Genomic DNA, 14,086 nt, shown 5'->3' on the forward strand with positions numbered 1-14,086 from the left:
CGAGAACAAGTATACAAGAGCATCGGGTGGATGCCTTGGCGTCGGAAGGCGAAGAAAGACGTGGTAAGCTGCGATAAGCCTCGGGGAGAAGCTAAACATTCTGCGATCCGGGGATGTCTGAATGGGGAAACCCGGCGGGAGTCATGTCCCGTCATCCGCAAGTGAATACATAGCTTGCAGGAAGCCAACTCAGGGAAGTGAAACATCTCAGTACCTGAAGGAAAGGAAATCAAACGAGACTCCCTCAGTAGCGGCGAGCGAAGGGGGAAGAGCCTAAACCGGTTGGATTCGTCCAGCCGGGGTTGTAGGGCCGGCATAGGTGATTCATGAGTAGGCAGGGGAAGGAAGCTGGAAAGCTTTGCCAAAGCGGGTGACAGCCCCGTACCCGAACCTGAAAGTGACACAGCCGGTACCTGAGTACCGCGGGGCACGTGAAACCCCGTGGGAATCCGGGAGGACCATCTTCCAAGGCTAAGTACTAACCGACGACCGATAGTGCACCAGTACCGTGAGGGAAAGGTGAAAAGAACCCCTGTCAGGGGAGTGAAATAGAATCTGAAACCTGATGCTTACAAGCTGTGGGAGCCGTGCTTGCATGGTGACCACGTGCCTTTTGCATAATGAGTCAGCGAGTTAATCTGTACTGCGAGGTTAAGCGTAAGTGGAGCCGTAGCGAAAGCGAGTCTGATAAGGGCGATAGTAGTGCGGATTAGACCCGAAACCGGGTGATCTATCCATGAGCAGGTTGAAGCACGGGTAAAACCTTGTGGAGGACCGAACCCATACCGGCTGAAAACGGTTGGGATGACTTGTGGATAGGGGTGAAAGGCCAATCAAACCCGGTGATAGCTGGTTCTCCCCGAAATATATTGAGGTATAGCCTCGTGGATTGTCTACCGGAGGTAAAGCACTGACAGAGCTAGGGGTCCTACCAGATTACCAAACTCTTTCAAACTCAGAATGCCGGTCAGATGTACCACGGGAGTCAGACAGTGGGTGCTAAGGTCCATTGTCGAGAGGGTAAGAGCCCAGATCAACAGCTAAGGCCTCCAAATGCATGCTCAGTGGTTAAGGTGGTGACGTTGTAGAGACACCCAGGACGTTGGCTTAGAAGCAGCCATCGTTTAAAGAAAGCGTAATAGCTCACTGGTCTAATGACGTTGCGCCGAAAATGTAACGGGGCTAAGCATGCTGCCGAAGCTTTGAATTCCGCGTATGCGGTCTGGTAGGGGAGCGTTCTTCATGGGCTGAAGGTGTGTTGTAAAGCATGCTGGACTGTGGAGAAGTGATTATGCTGACATGAGTAACGATAAAACGGGTGAAAAACCCGTTCGCCGTAAACCCAAGGTTTCCTGGGTAAAGGTAATCTTCCCAGGGTTAGTCGGCCCCTAAGGCAAGGCTGAAAGGCGTAGCTGATGGGAAACGTGTTAATATTCACGTACTTGTGTGTTCGCGCGAAGGAGGGACGCAGGAAGATAGGCGATCCGGGTGTTGGATTACCCGGTGCAAGCGAGTAGGCATGGGAAGCAGGCAAATCCGTTTCCCTGTATGCTGAGACGCGAGTCCGTGGGCGTAAGCCCTGAAGTCGCTGAGTCTATGCTGCCAAGAAAAGCTTCTAAGTTTAGAACACGCAAACCGTACCGGAAACCAACTCAGGTGGGTGGGATGAATAATCCAAGGCGCTCGAGAGAACTCTGGCCAAGGAACTCGGCAAAATAACCCCGTACCTTCGGAAGAAGGGGTGCTCCTTTAGGTGAAGCGATTCACTTGTTGAGCCTGAGGGAGCCGCAGAGAAATGGTGGTGGCGACTGTTTACTAAAAACATAGGTCTGTGCGAAGTCGTAAAGACGACGTATACGGACTGACGCCTGCCCGGTGCCGGAAGGTTAAAAGGAGGGGTCAGCGCAAGCGAAGCTCCGAATTGAAGCCCCGGTAAACGGCGGCCGTAACTATAACGGTCCTAAGGTAGCGAAATTCCTTGTCGGGTAAGTTCCGACCTGCACGAATGGCGTAACGATCTCCACACTGTCTCGGCCAGAGACTCGGTGAAATTGAAGTCGCGGTGAAAATGCCGTGTACCCGCAGAAAGACGGAAAGACCCTGTGCACCTTTACTATAGCTTGACATTGGGATTTGAACCTGCATGTGTAGGATAGGTGGGAGGCTGTGAACTCTGTACGCTAGTATGGAGGGAGCCATTGTTGAAATACCACCCTTGTTTTTTCAGGTCCCTAACCCTCAGCCGTAAGCCGGCGAGGGAACAGTGTCTGGTGGGTAGTTTGACTGGGGCGGTCGCCTCCTAAAATGTAACGGAGGCATGCAAAGGTTCCCTCAGGCTGATTGGAAACCAGCCGTCGAGTGCAAACGCATAAGGGAGCTTGACTGCGAGAGAGACATCTCGAGCAGGTACGAAAGTAGGTGTTAGTGATCCGGTGGTCCCGAATGGAAGGGCCATCGCTCATTGGATAAAAGGTACGCCGGGGATAACAGGCTGATCGCATCCAAGAGTTCACATCGACGATGCGGTTTGGCACCTCGATGTCGGCTCATCACATCCTGGGGCTGAAGCAGGTCCCAAGGGTACGGCTGTTCGCCGTTTAAAGTGGTACGCGAGCTGGGTTTAAAACGTCGTGAGACAGTTTGGTCCCTATCTTCTGTGGGCGCTGGAGAATTGAAAGGGCCTGTCCCTAGTACGAGAGGACCGGGATGGACGCACCCCTGGTGGACCTGTTGTCGTGCCAACGGCATAGCAGGGTAGCTATGTGCGGAAGGGATAACCGCTGAAAGCATCTAAGCGGGAAGCCTGCCTTAAGATAAGTTCTCCCTGACGCAAGTCCTGAAGGGCCGAGGTAGACTACCTCGTTGATAGGCTGGGGGTGGAAGCGCCGCGAGGCGTGGAGCTGACCAGTACTAATAGCCCGTGAGGCTTGTTCTCTTGAAAAACTCCTTCCTTCCCTGTCAATTATATTTTGCCAAATTTTTTGGCAGCCATAGAGAAGAGGGTACACCCGATCCCATTCCGAACTCGGTAGTTAAGCTCTTCCTCGCCGATGATACTGCATAACGTCATGTGGGAAAGTAGGCCGCTGCCAAAAATTGCTCGGAAGCCCCCCTCGCCGCTCTCAGCGCAAGGGGGGCTTCTCTTGTCCGCTCTATGCTGCCGCGCCTGCAAGACCCCCCAAGTCCGCGAATCCCCGAACCAGCCCACCGCTTCCTTCCTCCCTTCTTCACCTTATCTTGAACCGGACAGGCTGGAAAACCCGCGCGCCTGCTTCTAAAACTGCCCGGGGAGTTTTTTTGCCGCTGGGAGGTATCCTCTCGGGCTTCTTCGCGCCTGCACGCCGCTTCCTTGACGCTATCTCGGCGTATCCTGCCCACTTGTGCTTTGCCGCTTCCGGCACTAACTCTCTAGGATGGAGACTGTTTGTCTCTCCCACCTTCAACTTCAAGGAGAACGGCCATGGCTAAGTTACGCATCGCGCAGTACGGCTGCGGTAAAATGGCTAAATATACCATGCGCTACATATATGAAAAGGGCGGAGAAATTGTGGCTGCCTTTGACGTCAATCCGGAAATTATCGGCAAGGATATCGGTGAGATCATGGGCGGCCCGGCCAAGGGCGTGAAGGTGCGTGACGCCGCCGAGGCTGATGCCGTATTGGCCTCTCTCAAGCCCGACGCCTGCATTATCACCACCATGAGCCTGATGCGCGACATCCGCGACGCTCTGTTGGTCTGCGCCAAAAACGGCGTCAATGCCATTACCACCAATGAGGAAGCCATTTTCCCCATGAACTCCTCGCCCTCCCTGACCCGCGAGGTGGACGCCCTGGCGAAAAAGACCGGCTGCACTATCAGCGGCTCGGGCTATCAGGATGTTTTCTGGGGCAATCTTATCGCCACATTGGCCGGGGCCATGCACAAAATCAACACGATTCGGGGCAGCTCCAGCTACAATGTGGAGGACTACGGCATCGCCCTGGCCAAAGCCCACGGCACGGGCCTGAACCTGGCCGACTTTGAGAAAGAGATCGCGGCCGCGGACAATATTTCTCCGGCGGAACGGCAGAAACTTATCGACCAAGGCGAATTTCTGCCCTCCTATATGTGGAACGTCAACGGCTGGCTGGCCGAACGTCTGGGCCTGACCGTCAAAAGCCAGGTGCAGAAATGTGTTCCTCAGACTTATGACAAGGAATTACATTCGGAAACCCTAGGCATGACCATTCCCGCAGGCCATGCCACGGGCATGTCCGCTGTGGTCACCACCGAGACCGAGGAGGGCGTGACCCTGGAAACCGAGTGCGTGGGCAAGGTCTACGCGCCCGAGGAATTTGACCGCAACGATTGGACCCTTTACGGGGAACCGGACACGCAAGTGGTCATCAACCGTCCGGCCACGGTGGAATTGACCTGCGCCACCATTGTGAACCGTATCCCGGATCTGATCAATGCCGCTCCGGGATATGTGACCACAGATCTGATGCCCGTCAACAGCTACAGGGTCAAGCCGCTGGAGGCTTATCTCGCCAAGTGATGGCCCGTCACGCGCCCCGCAAGCCGAGCGTGGGTATTGCATCTGCACTTTATTGCCGTGCCTCCGCAATGGGGCACGGTTTTTTATGGCGGCCGCCGTGAAGAACTCGAAACGTCAAAGCCCGGCCATTCCAACAGCCGGGCTTTGACGTTTCATCGCCGGAGCATTCCGCAATCTTCTTGTGTTGACATGCTCAGGCGGACGCGCCCACGGAATCCTCCGCGTCTTCCCACGGAATCTCACGCACATCCTTCCCGCCCAGCCAGCGCTGGCCTGGGCGCAGCGTCACGCTGAACAGACGGCCCTGGTCTTCCTGCGTCTTGGCCTGGTGATACTTGAAGAGCCAGCGCCCGTTTCCCACAGGACCGAGTATTTCTATCTTGCCTGTCTCGTGCGAAAGCACATAGCGGAATGTCTTGCCCAGGCCGTTCTGCATTTGCTTGGCCTCTTCCACGATGGCGTAGGCTTGCGAAATGGGCACCTGGAAGTTGTTTTTTACGCCGGTTACAGGGCGGCATTGAAAAACGTAGTAGGGCACGACGCCTCGGCGCACCAACTCCTTCAGCAGCTTTCCCAGGGTCGGGCCGTGATCGTTGACGCCGTGCAGCAGCACTGTCTGATTGCGCACCATGACGCCGCATTCCTGCAGGGCGTCCAGGGCCCGCTGGGCCTGCGGGCTCAGTTCGCGCGGGTGGTTGAACTGGGTGACCAGACAGAGATGTTTTTGCGCGCCGTATTCCTTGAACAGGTCCAGCAGCTTCTGATCCATGTAAATCCGCATGGGCAGAACTACCGGCGTGCGGCTGCAAATCCTGACGACATCCAGATGCTCCATGCCGCTCAGCTCCTCCAGGTATTCATGGAGCACGGGCGTGGGGTTGAGCAGGGCGTCGCCGCCGGAAAGCAGAACATTGCTGATCTCGTGATGCTTGCGGATATACGCCAGGATCTTGTCGCGCCGCGGCTGCGTTTCCCGGCCTTCCAGACCCACCAGGCGCTTGCGGAAGCAATGGCGGCAGTACATGGCGCAGGCATTGGTGGAGAGAACCAGCGCCGTCTGTCTGTACTTGTGCTGCAAGCCTGTCAGCACCGTATTTGATGCTTCGCCGCTGGTGTCGAGGCGTCCGCCCGGGTCAAGCTCGTCCAGGGCGGGAACGCACATCTTCCGTATGGGATCATGAGGATCTGATGGGTCGATCAGAGACAGATAATAGGGCGGAATCGAGAAGGGAAACCGCTTGCTAATCCGTTGCAATTGCTCCAAATGCTCTTCCCGGAAGAAGATGTGCTTTTGCAGTTGCTCAGCTGTCGTCATATTTTCATTGAGCATATTCTGCCAAGGCATAGGCGCACCTCCTTTTTCGGATTGTATCAAATACATAACATGCTGTGTGGATACAAGGCAAGTTATTTTTGCGTTACTGTTTTTGCCGGTCCGACGATGTTCCGCATTTCAAAATGAGAAAAGTTTTCTTTACTTGTTGTACTTCTATGTAATAAATAATTAATTAACTGATATAGAACATAAAAATATTTACTCAGAGTCGGTCCGGAGTGCCTGCAAATCCATAGGGCTCCGTTCACGTCCCGGCCGCCGCGCGCGAAACGGCCGGCCGTGCCGCCGCTGATTGGCCCGCTCCTTGCATATTTTTCGGCAAAGGCCTCTCCGGCCTTGGGCAACGGCTTCGTCCCGTTTTGGGCAACAAGCTGCGGACAAAGGAGTTTTTTATGCAAGACGCGTTGTTTAGCGGGCTGTTCGGCGCGCTGACCACAGAACACCGCATGAACTTCATCGCCAATAATTTGGCGAACGTGAATACCCACGGCTACAAGCGCGACACCCTGGCATTCAAGGATACCATGGCCTCCTACGCGCATGACGAAATCCGCGAGCCGCTGATGAATCTGCGTTCCGACCCCCTGTTTCCCGAGCCCAAGAACATGGCGCGCCCGCGCGTCGCCGTGTCCCAAATCGACTTTTCCCAGGGCTCCATGCAGTTCACCGGCGATCCGCTGGATGTGGCCATCAACGGCGAAAACGCCTTTTTCCGGGTAACCACGCCCAACGGGGATTATTTGACGCGCAACGGGCATTTTCTGTTGTCCGGCGACGGCACGGTGATGACCCCCCAGGGCTATCCGCTCCAGGGAACGGGCGGCAATGTCGTCATCCCGGCGGGCACGCGCAATGTGCTCATCGGCGGCGACGGCCAGGTCATTGCCGACGGCGCGGTGGTCAACCAGATCGCGCTGATCAACGTGGACGATCCGCAGAACCTGGAAAAACTGGGCCATAACCTTTTCCGCCCGCGCGAAAAAGTGGCTGTGGCCGAGGGCGACGCCTACCTGGCCGGTGCGCGGTTGGAGCAGGGCTTCGCCGAAGCGGCCAACGTGCAGGTGGTGACGGAAATGGTCAATATGATCGAGGTGCAGCGTCAGTTTGAGGCTTATCAAAAGGTGATGCAGTCCTCGGACAGCCTGGACCGTGCGGCCAATGAAAAAATAGGGCGCCGCCAGGGCTAGCCCGCGCGCGGCCCTCCCGCGTGACTGAGAGAAGGAGAAATCCCCATGATGCGTTCCCTGTATACCGGCGCCACGGGCATGGTGGCCCAGCAGCTCAACATCGACGTCATTTCCAACAACCTGGCCAACGTCAACACCACGGGCTTCAAAAAAAGCCGGGCCGAGTTTGAGGATCTGATGTACCAGACCATGAAGATCGCCGGGTCCATTACCGAAGGCGACAACCGGCTGCCCGTGGGCATCCAGGTGGGCATGGGCGTGCGGCCCACGGCCGTGCACAAGTTCTTCACCCAGGGCGACTTCCAGAATACGGGCAACGCCCTGGACGTGGCCGTTGAAGGCGACGGCTTTTTCCAGGTGGATGTGAACGGCGAACTGATGTACACCCGCGCCGGTTCCTTCAAGCTCAATCAGGACGGCACCGTGGTCACGGCCAACGGCTACATTCTGCAGCCGGAATTCGCCGTCCCGGCGGAAACCAAGAACATTTCCATTTCCTCCACCGGGCACATCGCGGCCTTGGACAGCGAGGGCCAGGAAATCGCGGGCGCGGAAATTCCTCTCTACACCTTCATCAATCCGGCGGGCCTGGACGCGCGCGGCCGCAACCTCTACACGCCCACCGAAGCCTCGGGCGCGGAAACCGAAGGCGTGCCCGGCACGGACAACGTGGGCACTCTGGCCCAGGGCTTTCTGGAAATGTCCAATGTGGAAGTGGTGGACGAGATGGTCAATATGATCGTGGGCCAGCGCGCTTACGAGGTCAACTCCAAGGCCATTCAGACTTCGGACTCCATGCTGGGCATGGCTGTGCAGCTCAAGCGCAGTTAGGGCATTTCAATTAGGAGCGAAGGGAGATGCGGGGCGGACGGCATATGCTTACCATGCAAGGGATTTCGGCGCGAAAATCGGCTGTTGCGCCGGTTCTGGCCGTGGTCCTGGCCTTGCTCTGCACCCTGTGGCCCGCGCCGTTGCGGGCCTGGCCCCAGGGCGGCGTGCCGCAGGCCGTCTGGCAGGACAGCGAGCGCAACAACCGCCGCTCGCCCTCGCAGATCAAGCGCCAGTTGCGTCCGCCGCAGGTGCGCGCCGCCCAGTTGCCTCTGGCCGACGATGCCCAGGACCAGCGCGCGGCCAAGACCCGCGGTCTCATCGCGGCCAATGCCGCGCCCCTGGCGGCGCCCCCGGCGTCCGGAGATCAGTTGCCCATGCTGGAACAGGGCGAGTGGCGGCTCAAGGTGGCCCCGGCGGCCGTGACCAATACCGACAGCGTGCTGCTGGGCGACATTGCCGCGCCCCTGGGGCATATGGACCCCGCGCTCTGGAGCGACCTTAAAAGCCGCCGGCTCTGGCCCGCGCCGCCGGAAGAGGGCAAACCCCTTCAGATCAACCGCTCCCGCCTCTCCCAGGCCCTGCGCCAGAGCCTGGGCAATGAGCTGGCCGCGCGCTGCATTCTGCCCACCTCGCTGGTGATCCAGCGCGGCGGCCTGGTGTTCAGGGAAGATGACCTGCGTTCCTATGTCGTCAAAAGCCTGACGCCGCAACTGTCCGCCATGCCCGGAGAGGCGGAACTGAACGAGTTTCGTCTGCCGGAATACATTTTCCTGGCACACAGTCAGCAGCGCGTCCAGCTGGAGCCCGGCAAGCTCACGCCGGGCCGCGTGCCTCTGCGCTTCGCCGTGCAGGAGGCGGACGGCACGGTGCTGCGGCGGGTGTCCGGCACGGTCAACCTGACCCTCTGGATCACCGTGCCCGCGGCTTCCCGGCCTTTAGGCAAAGGCGACGCGCTGACGCCCGAAGCCGTGACCTTCATGCGCATCAACGCCAGCCAGCTGCGCGATCTGCCCTGGGACGGCCACGGCGGCCCCTGGCAGGTGACGCGTTCCCTGATCACGGGCGAGCCCATCCTGCAGAGCGATCTTGCCAGCCAGCTTATGGTCCGGCGCGGCACGATACTGAGCTTGATTTACACGCGCGGCAATCTGCGCATGACCACCCAGGCGGAAGCCCTGGCGGACGGCGAACCCGGCGCCACGATTCCGGTGCGGAATTTGCAAACCAAAAAGCAGATCTACGCCACCGTCAAAGACGGCAGCACAGTGGAGATACATTAGGCCGTCTCATCGCGGCTGAGAGGAGTGGAGCGTATGAAGACACAACTGATCGTCCCGGTCCTGGGGCTGGCTTTTCTGCTCTGCGCGGCCTGCGGAGGCGGCGCGCACAAGCGCCCGGCCCTGCAGCATCCGGTCACGCCGCCGCAGGAATACCGCCAGGAAACCAGCGGCCCGAACAATCCCGGCTCGCTCTTCGCCGCCAGCGAGGAGGACACCCTCTTTGCCGACAGCCGCGCCCGGCGCGTGGGCGACATCGTGGTGGTCAAATTGGTGGAAAACACCAAGGCCCAGAACAAGGCCGAAACCACGGCCAACAAGGACGGCTCTAACGACTACCAGGTCGCCGCCATGTTCGGCAAAAGCAAGACCGGCTTTGTGCCCCTGGTGGGCATCGGCCCGCAGGCCCGCGTGGGCACGCCGGTGCTGAACACCTCGTCGGTCAGCGATCTTTCGGCCACGGGCAAGACCAAGCGTGAAAATTACGTGACCACCTCCATGGCGGCCCGTGTCCTGCGCGTGCTGCCCGGCGGCCTGCTGCAGATCGAGGGCGCGCGCGAGATCCGGGTCAACGAGGAAACCGAGTACATGGTGGTGCGCGGCATGATCCGCGCCAAGGACGTGGATGCGGAAAACAGCGTCTATTCCACCCAGATCGCGGATGCGAGCATTGAATACTACGGACGCGGCGTGCTGGCCGACAAGCAGAAGCCGGGCTGGTTTACACGGCTGATGGATAATATTTGGCCCTTCTGAGGCGTGTCCGCGGAAAAATAGAAACAGAATTTCCAAATGCCGGGCGTGCCCCAATCTCGCCGGGATACAACATCCGGCCTCCATCCGGATGGCAAAAGGCGGAGCTCCCCCTCCGCCTTTTTGTATGCCCGGGATATTTTTTCTAAAAAAATATCTGGGGCCGTCGATTAAGGATCGGCGGAGGCAAAAGCGTGAGAATGATCACGCTTTTTGTTGAAAGCGTGATTTTAAAGGGGTTCAGGGAGTTGGCGGCGCGCGGGGAGTGGAATTACCCCGCGGCAAGGCGGGATGGGCACCGGAAAGCGTGACAGGCTGGACCTTTGATCTGAAAGCGTTTATATAATCAGGTATTCAATAATGACATTGCGGCGGCGGAAAACCGTCGCCATAGATGCGGACTTCGCACCGCAGCAAGGAGAAAGAGTATGAAAACCAGCGCAAGAAATGTTTTTCACGGCAAAGTTGTTGCGGTCCGTTCCGGCGCGGTCAATGATGAAGTGGAACTGAGCGTCGAGGGCGGCCAAACCATTGTGGCTTCCATCACCCAGGCCAGCACCGAAAAGCTGGGCCTCAAGCCCGGCGTGGAAGCCATGGCCCTGATCAAGGCCAGCTTTGTCCTGCTGATGAACGACGCCGAGGACTATCTGCTCTCCACCCGCAACCAGTTCAACGGCACGGTGGCCAAGGTCACTCCCGGCGCGGTCAATGCCGAAGTGCTGGTGGACCTGCCCGGCGGCGCGGGCATCACCTCCATCGTGACCATGGGCAGCGTGGACAAGCTCCAGCTGGCTCCGGGCAAAAAAGTCACGGCCATCGTCAAGGCCATGCACGTCATCCTGGCCGTGTCCAAGTAAGGCGCGGGGCAGCGTTTTTTCGCCTGAGGGGGCGCGTCGCACGGCGGCGCGCCCCTTTGTCTTTGGTGCGGAGTGGAGGTATGCTTGGGGCGTGTCATTTTATTCGTAAGGAGAAACAATATGAACATTCTGGAATGCATCAGAACACGACGCAGCATACGCACATATACGGACAGGCACATTGAGGAGGAGACCCTGCGCGAACTTCTGACGCTGGGCGTCAAGGCGGCCACGGGCTCCAACGAGCAGCCCTGGGGTTTCGCGGTCATTCAGGACAGGGAGGAAATCCGCTTCCTTTCCGAAACGGCCAGGGCCTGGCTCCTGGAAAATCTCGACGCCTACCCCTATTTTGAGCAATACAGGGAGTGGCTGGACAAACCTTCCTACAGCGTGTTCAACCATGCCGACACCTTGTTGCTTATTTACGGCGATACGGCGTCCCACTGGTATGTCTACGACTGCACTCTGTGCGCGGCCAATATTATGCTTGCCGCGCACAGCATGGGCATCGGTTCCTGCTGGCTGGGCTTCGGCGAGCATGTTCTGGATACGCCCGAATTCAAGCGGGCTCACAATGTACCGGGGTCCTACTCCCTGGTCTGTCCCATGAGTCTGGGCTACAGCAAAGGAAAGCTGCCGCCGTCGGAGCGGAGAGACCCCCTGGTATTTTCCTGGCAAAAGGCCTGAACGGGTTTCCCAGACGGATAAAAAAGAGGGAGCGGCGTCCGGACATGCGATCCGGCCGCCGCTCCTGCTTTCATCTAAAGCAAGGCGATCCGCCTTGGAGCGGATTACCTTTGAGAAGGTGCCAGTTTTCGCAGCCGCCTTTTCAAAGTTATTTTGCTCTAATGGGTGTATTCCAACACCGGGAAATCGTCTCCCAGTTTGCGGCGGATGGCCGCCAACATCATGTCCCGGTTGGGACAGGGAAAGCCGATGGGGTTGCCCGTGGTGATACAGGAGGCCAGGGCCACGGCCTCGGCGCCCCGGTCGCGGAGCATCTGGGCACGCAGCACGGCGCGCTTGCCGGGACAGCCCCCGCAGGAAATGAAGCCCACCACCTCGCAGGCCCCCAGAGCTTCAAACGAGCCCTTGCCTTTGGCGGCCGTGACGAAGTCCGTGGTTCCGGGGCAGTAATCCTCTGTCTGCTGGCAACGAATAATGCCGACTTTCATGGTATGTCCTCCTGAGATATGCGTGTAACTTCGAGCCCGTGGCCCTTTATGCCGTCGTTTACAGCGGAACAGTGGAATAATGGGAACATGGGGCGGCGGGCGATGTGGGCCGCCTGAACATTGCTCGCCGCCCAAGCGCATAACGTTCTATTCCCCCAATCGGACGCCGGGCCGCATGATCCGGCCGGTGAGCCGGGTTTCATAGCCGCCCAGATTTTCCAGGCGGGTTTTGAAGGCATCGGTCAGCAGCATGTCGCGCACGGCCAGAATGCGCGGGTCTTCCCAGAAGCGTTCGGGAACAGCCAGATCATAGCGCTCGCGCGCCAGGGGCACGAAATCCAGGCCCAAAGCCCGCGCCGCCGCGAAAATACCCATGCCGCAGTCCGCCGCGCCGGTCAGCACGTTGACGGCCACGGCCATATGGGTGCTTTCCTCCTTGGCGTAGCCGTCCACGTCGGCCGGTTTGAGGCCCGCGCGCCGCAGATGCCAGTCAAAGAGAATGCGCGTGCCCGCGCCGCGCTGGCGGTTGATGTAGCGCAGGCCCCGGCCCTTGAGATCCTCCACGCCCTGAATGCCTTTGGGGTTGCCCGCCGGGACGATCAGGCCCTGCTGACGGATGGCCAGATTGAGCAGGATGATTCTGCCTGCGGGATAATATTTGTGCAGAAAGGCGAAATTGAAGTCGCCGGTGTCTTCTTCCAGCAGATGCATGCCCGCAATATGGCAGGCATTCTTTTTCAGGGCCGTGATGCCGCCCATGCTGCCCACGTGCGCGGAAATCAGGCGGAAGGCGTGCGGCAGGCCCATGAGTTCATCGGCCAGGAGGTCCAGCACGTTGTCGTGGCTGCCCACGCAGATCAGATTGTCATAGAGCCGGGCGGGCGGCACGGAAAGCCGTGCCCGCACCAGGCTGCCTTCGGCCGCGCCCTCGGCCTCGGCCGGGATGCGCATGACCGCCTGGGCGCGCGTCACGGTGCTGATGTTGCCCGCGCCCCGGTTGAGCGGGATGCCCACGGCCTTTTCCCCCACCCGGCCCACGGCCAGATGCACGAATTCCTCCAGGCCCAGGCGCGAAGGCAGGCTGCGGGTCAGCTCCACTTCGATTTCGGGCCGCGCGGGCAGGGGCCGATGGGCCAGCAGGCAGATGGCCGGGGTGATCAGTTCCTCAAAGCAGATCAGGCTGCTCACCGGATAGCCCGGCGCGCCGAACACGGGCCGCCCCCGGCAGATGGCCGCCAGCGAGGGCTTGCCGGGCATGGCCGCGATGCCGTGGACCAGAATTTCCCCTTCGCTTTCCAGGATCGAGCGGGTGTAGTCCTTGCTGCCCGCCGAGGAACCGGCGCAGAAGATGACCACATGCGCGCCCGCGTCCAGGCTGTCCCGCAGGGCCGCGCGCAATTGCTCAGGCTGGTCCGGCACGGGTTTGACGCGCTCCACCCGGCAGCCCAGCTCGCGGGCCAGGGCCGCCAGCACCTGGGAGTTGGATTCCACCACCTGCCCCCGGCCCGGATCGGGCCGCTGCTCGAAGTCCAGCACCTCGTCGCCGGTGGGGATGATGCGCACCAGCACCCGCTCCCATACCGGCACCTCCCAGATGCCGCCGGAGAGCAGGGCCCCCACGTCGCAGGGCCGGATCTGGTGGTTGCGCGGGAAGAGCAGTTCCGTGGCCACAATGTCCTCGCCGATGCGCCGCACATGCTGCCAGGGAAAGGCCGGGGCCTCGATGCTCACGCCGCCCTTGCCGTCCACGGCCACGTGCTCGATCATGATCACGGCGTCGCAGTCCGCGGGCAGGGGATGGCCGGTATTGACCGCGAAACAGCTTTCGCCCTCGCGCAACAGCACGGGCTCGCCCTCGCGCGCCGCAAAGGTGTCCGCCGCGCGTACGGCGTAGCCGTCCATGGCCGCCGCATGGCAGGTGGGCGAGGAATAACGGGCGTGCACGGCCTCGTACAGCACCCGGCCCACGGCCTCCTGGGCCGGGCAGAGCGTTTTGCCCGGCGCGGGCGCGGGCACGTCACCCCGCACTGTGGATCGGGCCAGGGCGTCCAGCACTTTGCCCACTGCCTCGGGCAGGGACAGGGTTTTCAGATAGACGTTGCGTTTGAAAGACATGGGCTTCTCCTGGGGCCG

The 14,086-nt window shown here is 59.7% G+C and carries 10 protein-coding genes and 2 rRNA genes; 9 read left to right on the forward strand and 3 right to left on the reverse strand.

Features of this window, described 5'->3' with window-relative positions:
• The first annotated feature begins 3 nt into the window (after positions 1 to 3).
• From AXF13_RS02440 to AXF13_RS02450, 3 genes are all read left to right on the forward strand, one after another.
• A 23S ribosomal RNA gene (locus AXF13_RS02440) occupies positions 4 to 2,935 on the forward strand.
• A gap of 45 nt (positions 2,936 to 2,980) precedes the next feature.
• Positions 2,981 to 3,095: ribosomal RNA gene (rrf, locus tag AXF13_RS02445) — 5S ribosomal RNA — on the forward strand.
• Between the two features lie 365 nt (positions 3,096 to 3,460).
• The gene (locus AXF13_RS02450) at positions 3,461 to 4,537 is read left to right on the forward strand and encodes an NAD(P)H-dependent amine dehydrogenase family protein (protein WP_062251515.1); all 1,077 of its coding nucleotides are present in this window, start codon (positions 3,461 to 3,463) and stop codon (positions 4,535 to 4,537) included.
• 193 nt (positions 4,538 to 4,730) lie between these two features.
• Here the strand turns inward: AXF13_RS02450 and AXF13_RS02455 are convergent, their stop codons facing one another.
• On the reverse strand, positions 4,731 to 5,882 hold the full coding sequence (locus tag AXF13_RS02455; RefSeq protein ID WP_062251516.1) for a KamA family radical SAM protein: 1,152 nt from the start codon (positions 5,880 to 5,882) through the stop codon (positions 4,731 to 4,733).
• Between the two features lie 383 nt (positions 5,883 to 6,265).
• Here AXF13_RS02455 and AXF13_RS02460 point away from each other — a divergent pair, with 383 nt between their 5' ends.
• The 6 genes from AXF13_RS02460 (at position 6,266) to AXF13_RS02485 (ending at position 11,465) form a co-directional block, all read left to right on the forward strand.
• On the forward strand, positions 6,266 to 7,060 hold the full coding sequence (locus AXF13_RS02460; RefSeq protein WP_062251517.1) for a flagellar hook-basal body protein: 795 nt from the start codon (positions 6,266 to 6,268) through the stop codon (positions 7,058 to 7,060).
• Between the two features lie 45 nt (positions 7,061 to 7,105).
• Positions 7,106 to 7,891, forward strand: a complete 786-nt coding sequence (flgG, locus tag AXF13_RS02465) for a flagellar basal-body rod protein FlgG (protein ID WP_008686212.1) — start codon at positions 7,106 to 7,108, stop codon at positions 7,889 to 7,891.
• Between the two features lie 44 nt (positions 7,892 to 7,935).
• Complete coding sequence (flgA, locus tag AXF13_RS02470) at positions 7,936 to 9,171, forward strand: flagellar basal body P-ring formation chaperone FlgA (RefSeq protein ID WP_223299960.1); 1,236 nt, start codon at positions 7,936 to 7,938, stop codon at positions 9,169 to 9,171.
• Between the two features lie 33 nt (positions 9,172 to 9,204).
• Positions 9,205 to 9,924 carry a flagellar basal body L-ring protein FlgH gene (locus AXF13_RS02475; protein WP_008686210.1) on the forward strand — a complete coding sequence of 240 codons (720 nt, stop codon included), beginning with the start codon at positions 9,205 to 9,207 and terminating at the stop codon, positions 9,922 to 9,924.
• A gap of 425 nt (positions 9,925 to 10,349) precedes the next feature.
• Positions 10,350 to 10,778: a TOBE domain-containing protein gene (locus AXF13_RS02480; RefSeq protein WP_008686209.1), complete on the forward strand. Its 429-nt coding sequence runs from the start codon at positions 10,350 to 10,352 to the stop codon at positions 10,776 to 10,778.
• A gap of 120 nt (positions 10,779 to 10,898) precedes the next feature.
• The gene (locus AXF13_RS02485) at positions 10,899 to 11,465 is read left to right on the forward strand and encodes a nitroreductase family protein (RefSeq protein ID WP_062251519.1); all 567 of its coding nucleotides are present in this window, start codon (positions 10,899 to 10,901) and stop codon (positions 11,463 to 11,465) included.
• Positions 11,466 to 11,623: 158 nt separating this feature from the next.
• On the opposite strand, the gene AXF13_RS02490 is transcribed toward AXF13_RS02485, so the two are convergent.
• Positions 11,624 to 11,953, reverse strand: a complete 330-nt coding sequence (locus tag AXF13_RS02490; protein ID WP_062251520.1) for a CGGC domain-containing protein — start codon at positions 11,951 to 11,953, stop codon at positions 11,624 to 11,626.
• Positions 11,954 to 12,100: 147 nt separating this feature from the next.
• A complete protein-coding gene (locus tag AXF13_RS02495; RefSeq protein ID WP_062251521.1) occupies positions 12,101 to 14,068 on the reverse strand; it encodes a molybdopterin biosynthesis protein in 1,968 nt (655 codons plus the stop codon).
• Positions 14,069 to 14,086: the final 18 nt, after the last annotated feature.

Origin of the sequence: Desulfovibrio fairfieldensis (genome assembly GCF_001553605.1) — a bacterium.
Taxonomy (GTDB): Bacteria; Desulfobacterota; Desulfovibrionia; order Desulfovibrionales; family Desulfovibrionaceae; genus Desulfovibrio; species Desulfovibrio fairfieldensis.

Bases quoted from the DNA above. Each gene is read 5' to 3' on its own strand.
- AXF13_RS02490 (WP_062251520.1), bottom strand. From the start codon at position 11,953: ATGAAAGTCGGCATTATTCGTTGCCAGCAGACAGAGGATTACTGCCCC.
- flgA (WP_223299960.1), top strand. From the start codon at position 7,936: ATGCTTACCATGCAAGGGATTTCGGCGCGAAAATCGGCTGTTGCGCCG.
- AXF13_RS02475 (WP_008686210.1), top strand. From the start codon at position 9,205: ATGAAGACACAACTGATCGTCCCGGTCCTGGGGCTGGCTTTTCTGCTC.
- flgG (WP_008686212.1), top strand. From the start codon at position 7,106: ATGATGCGTTCCCTGTATACCGGCGCCACGGGCATGGTGGCCCAGCAG.
- AXF13_RS02455 (WP_062251516.1), bottom strand. From the start codon at position 5,882: ATGCCTTGGCAGAATATGCTCAATGAAAATATGACGACAGCTGAGCAA.
- AXF13_RS02450 (WP_062251515.1), top strand. From the start codon at position 3,461: ATGGCTAAGTTACGCATCGCGCAGTACGGCTGCGGTAAAATGGCTAAA.
- AXF13_RS02480 (WP_008686209.1), top strand. From the start codon at position 10,350: ATGAAAACCAGCGCAAGAAATGTTTTTCACGGCAAAGTTGTTGCGGTC.
- AXF13_RS02495 (WP_062251521.1), bottom strand. From the start codon at position 14,068: ATGTCTTTCAAACGCAACGTCTATCTGAAAACCCTGTCCCTGCCCGAG.
- AXF13_RS02485 (WP_062251519.1), top strand. From the start codon at position 10,899: ATGAACATTCTGGAATGCATCAGAACACGACGCAGCATACGCACATAT.
- AXF13_RS02460 (WP_062251517.1), top strand. From the start codon at position 6,266: ATGCAAGACGCGTTGTTTAGCGGGCTGTTCGGCGCGCTGACCACAGAA.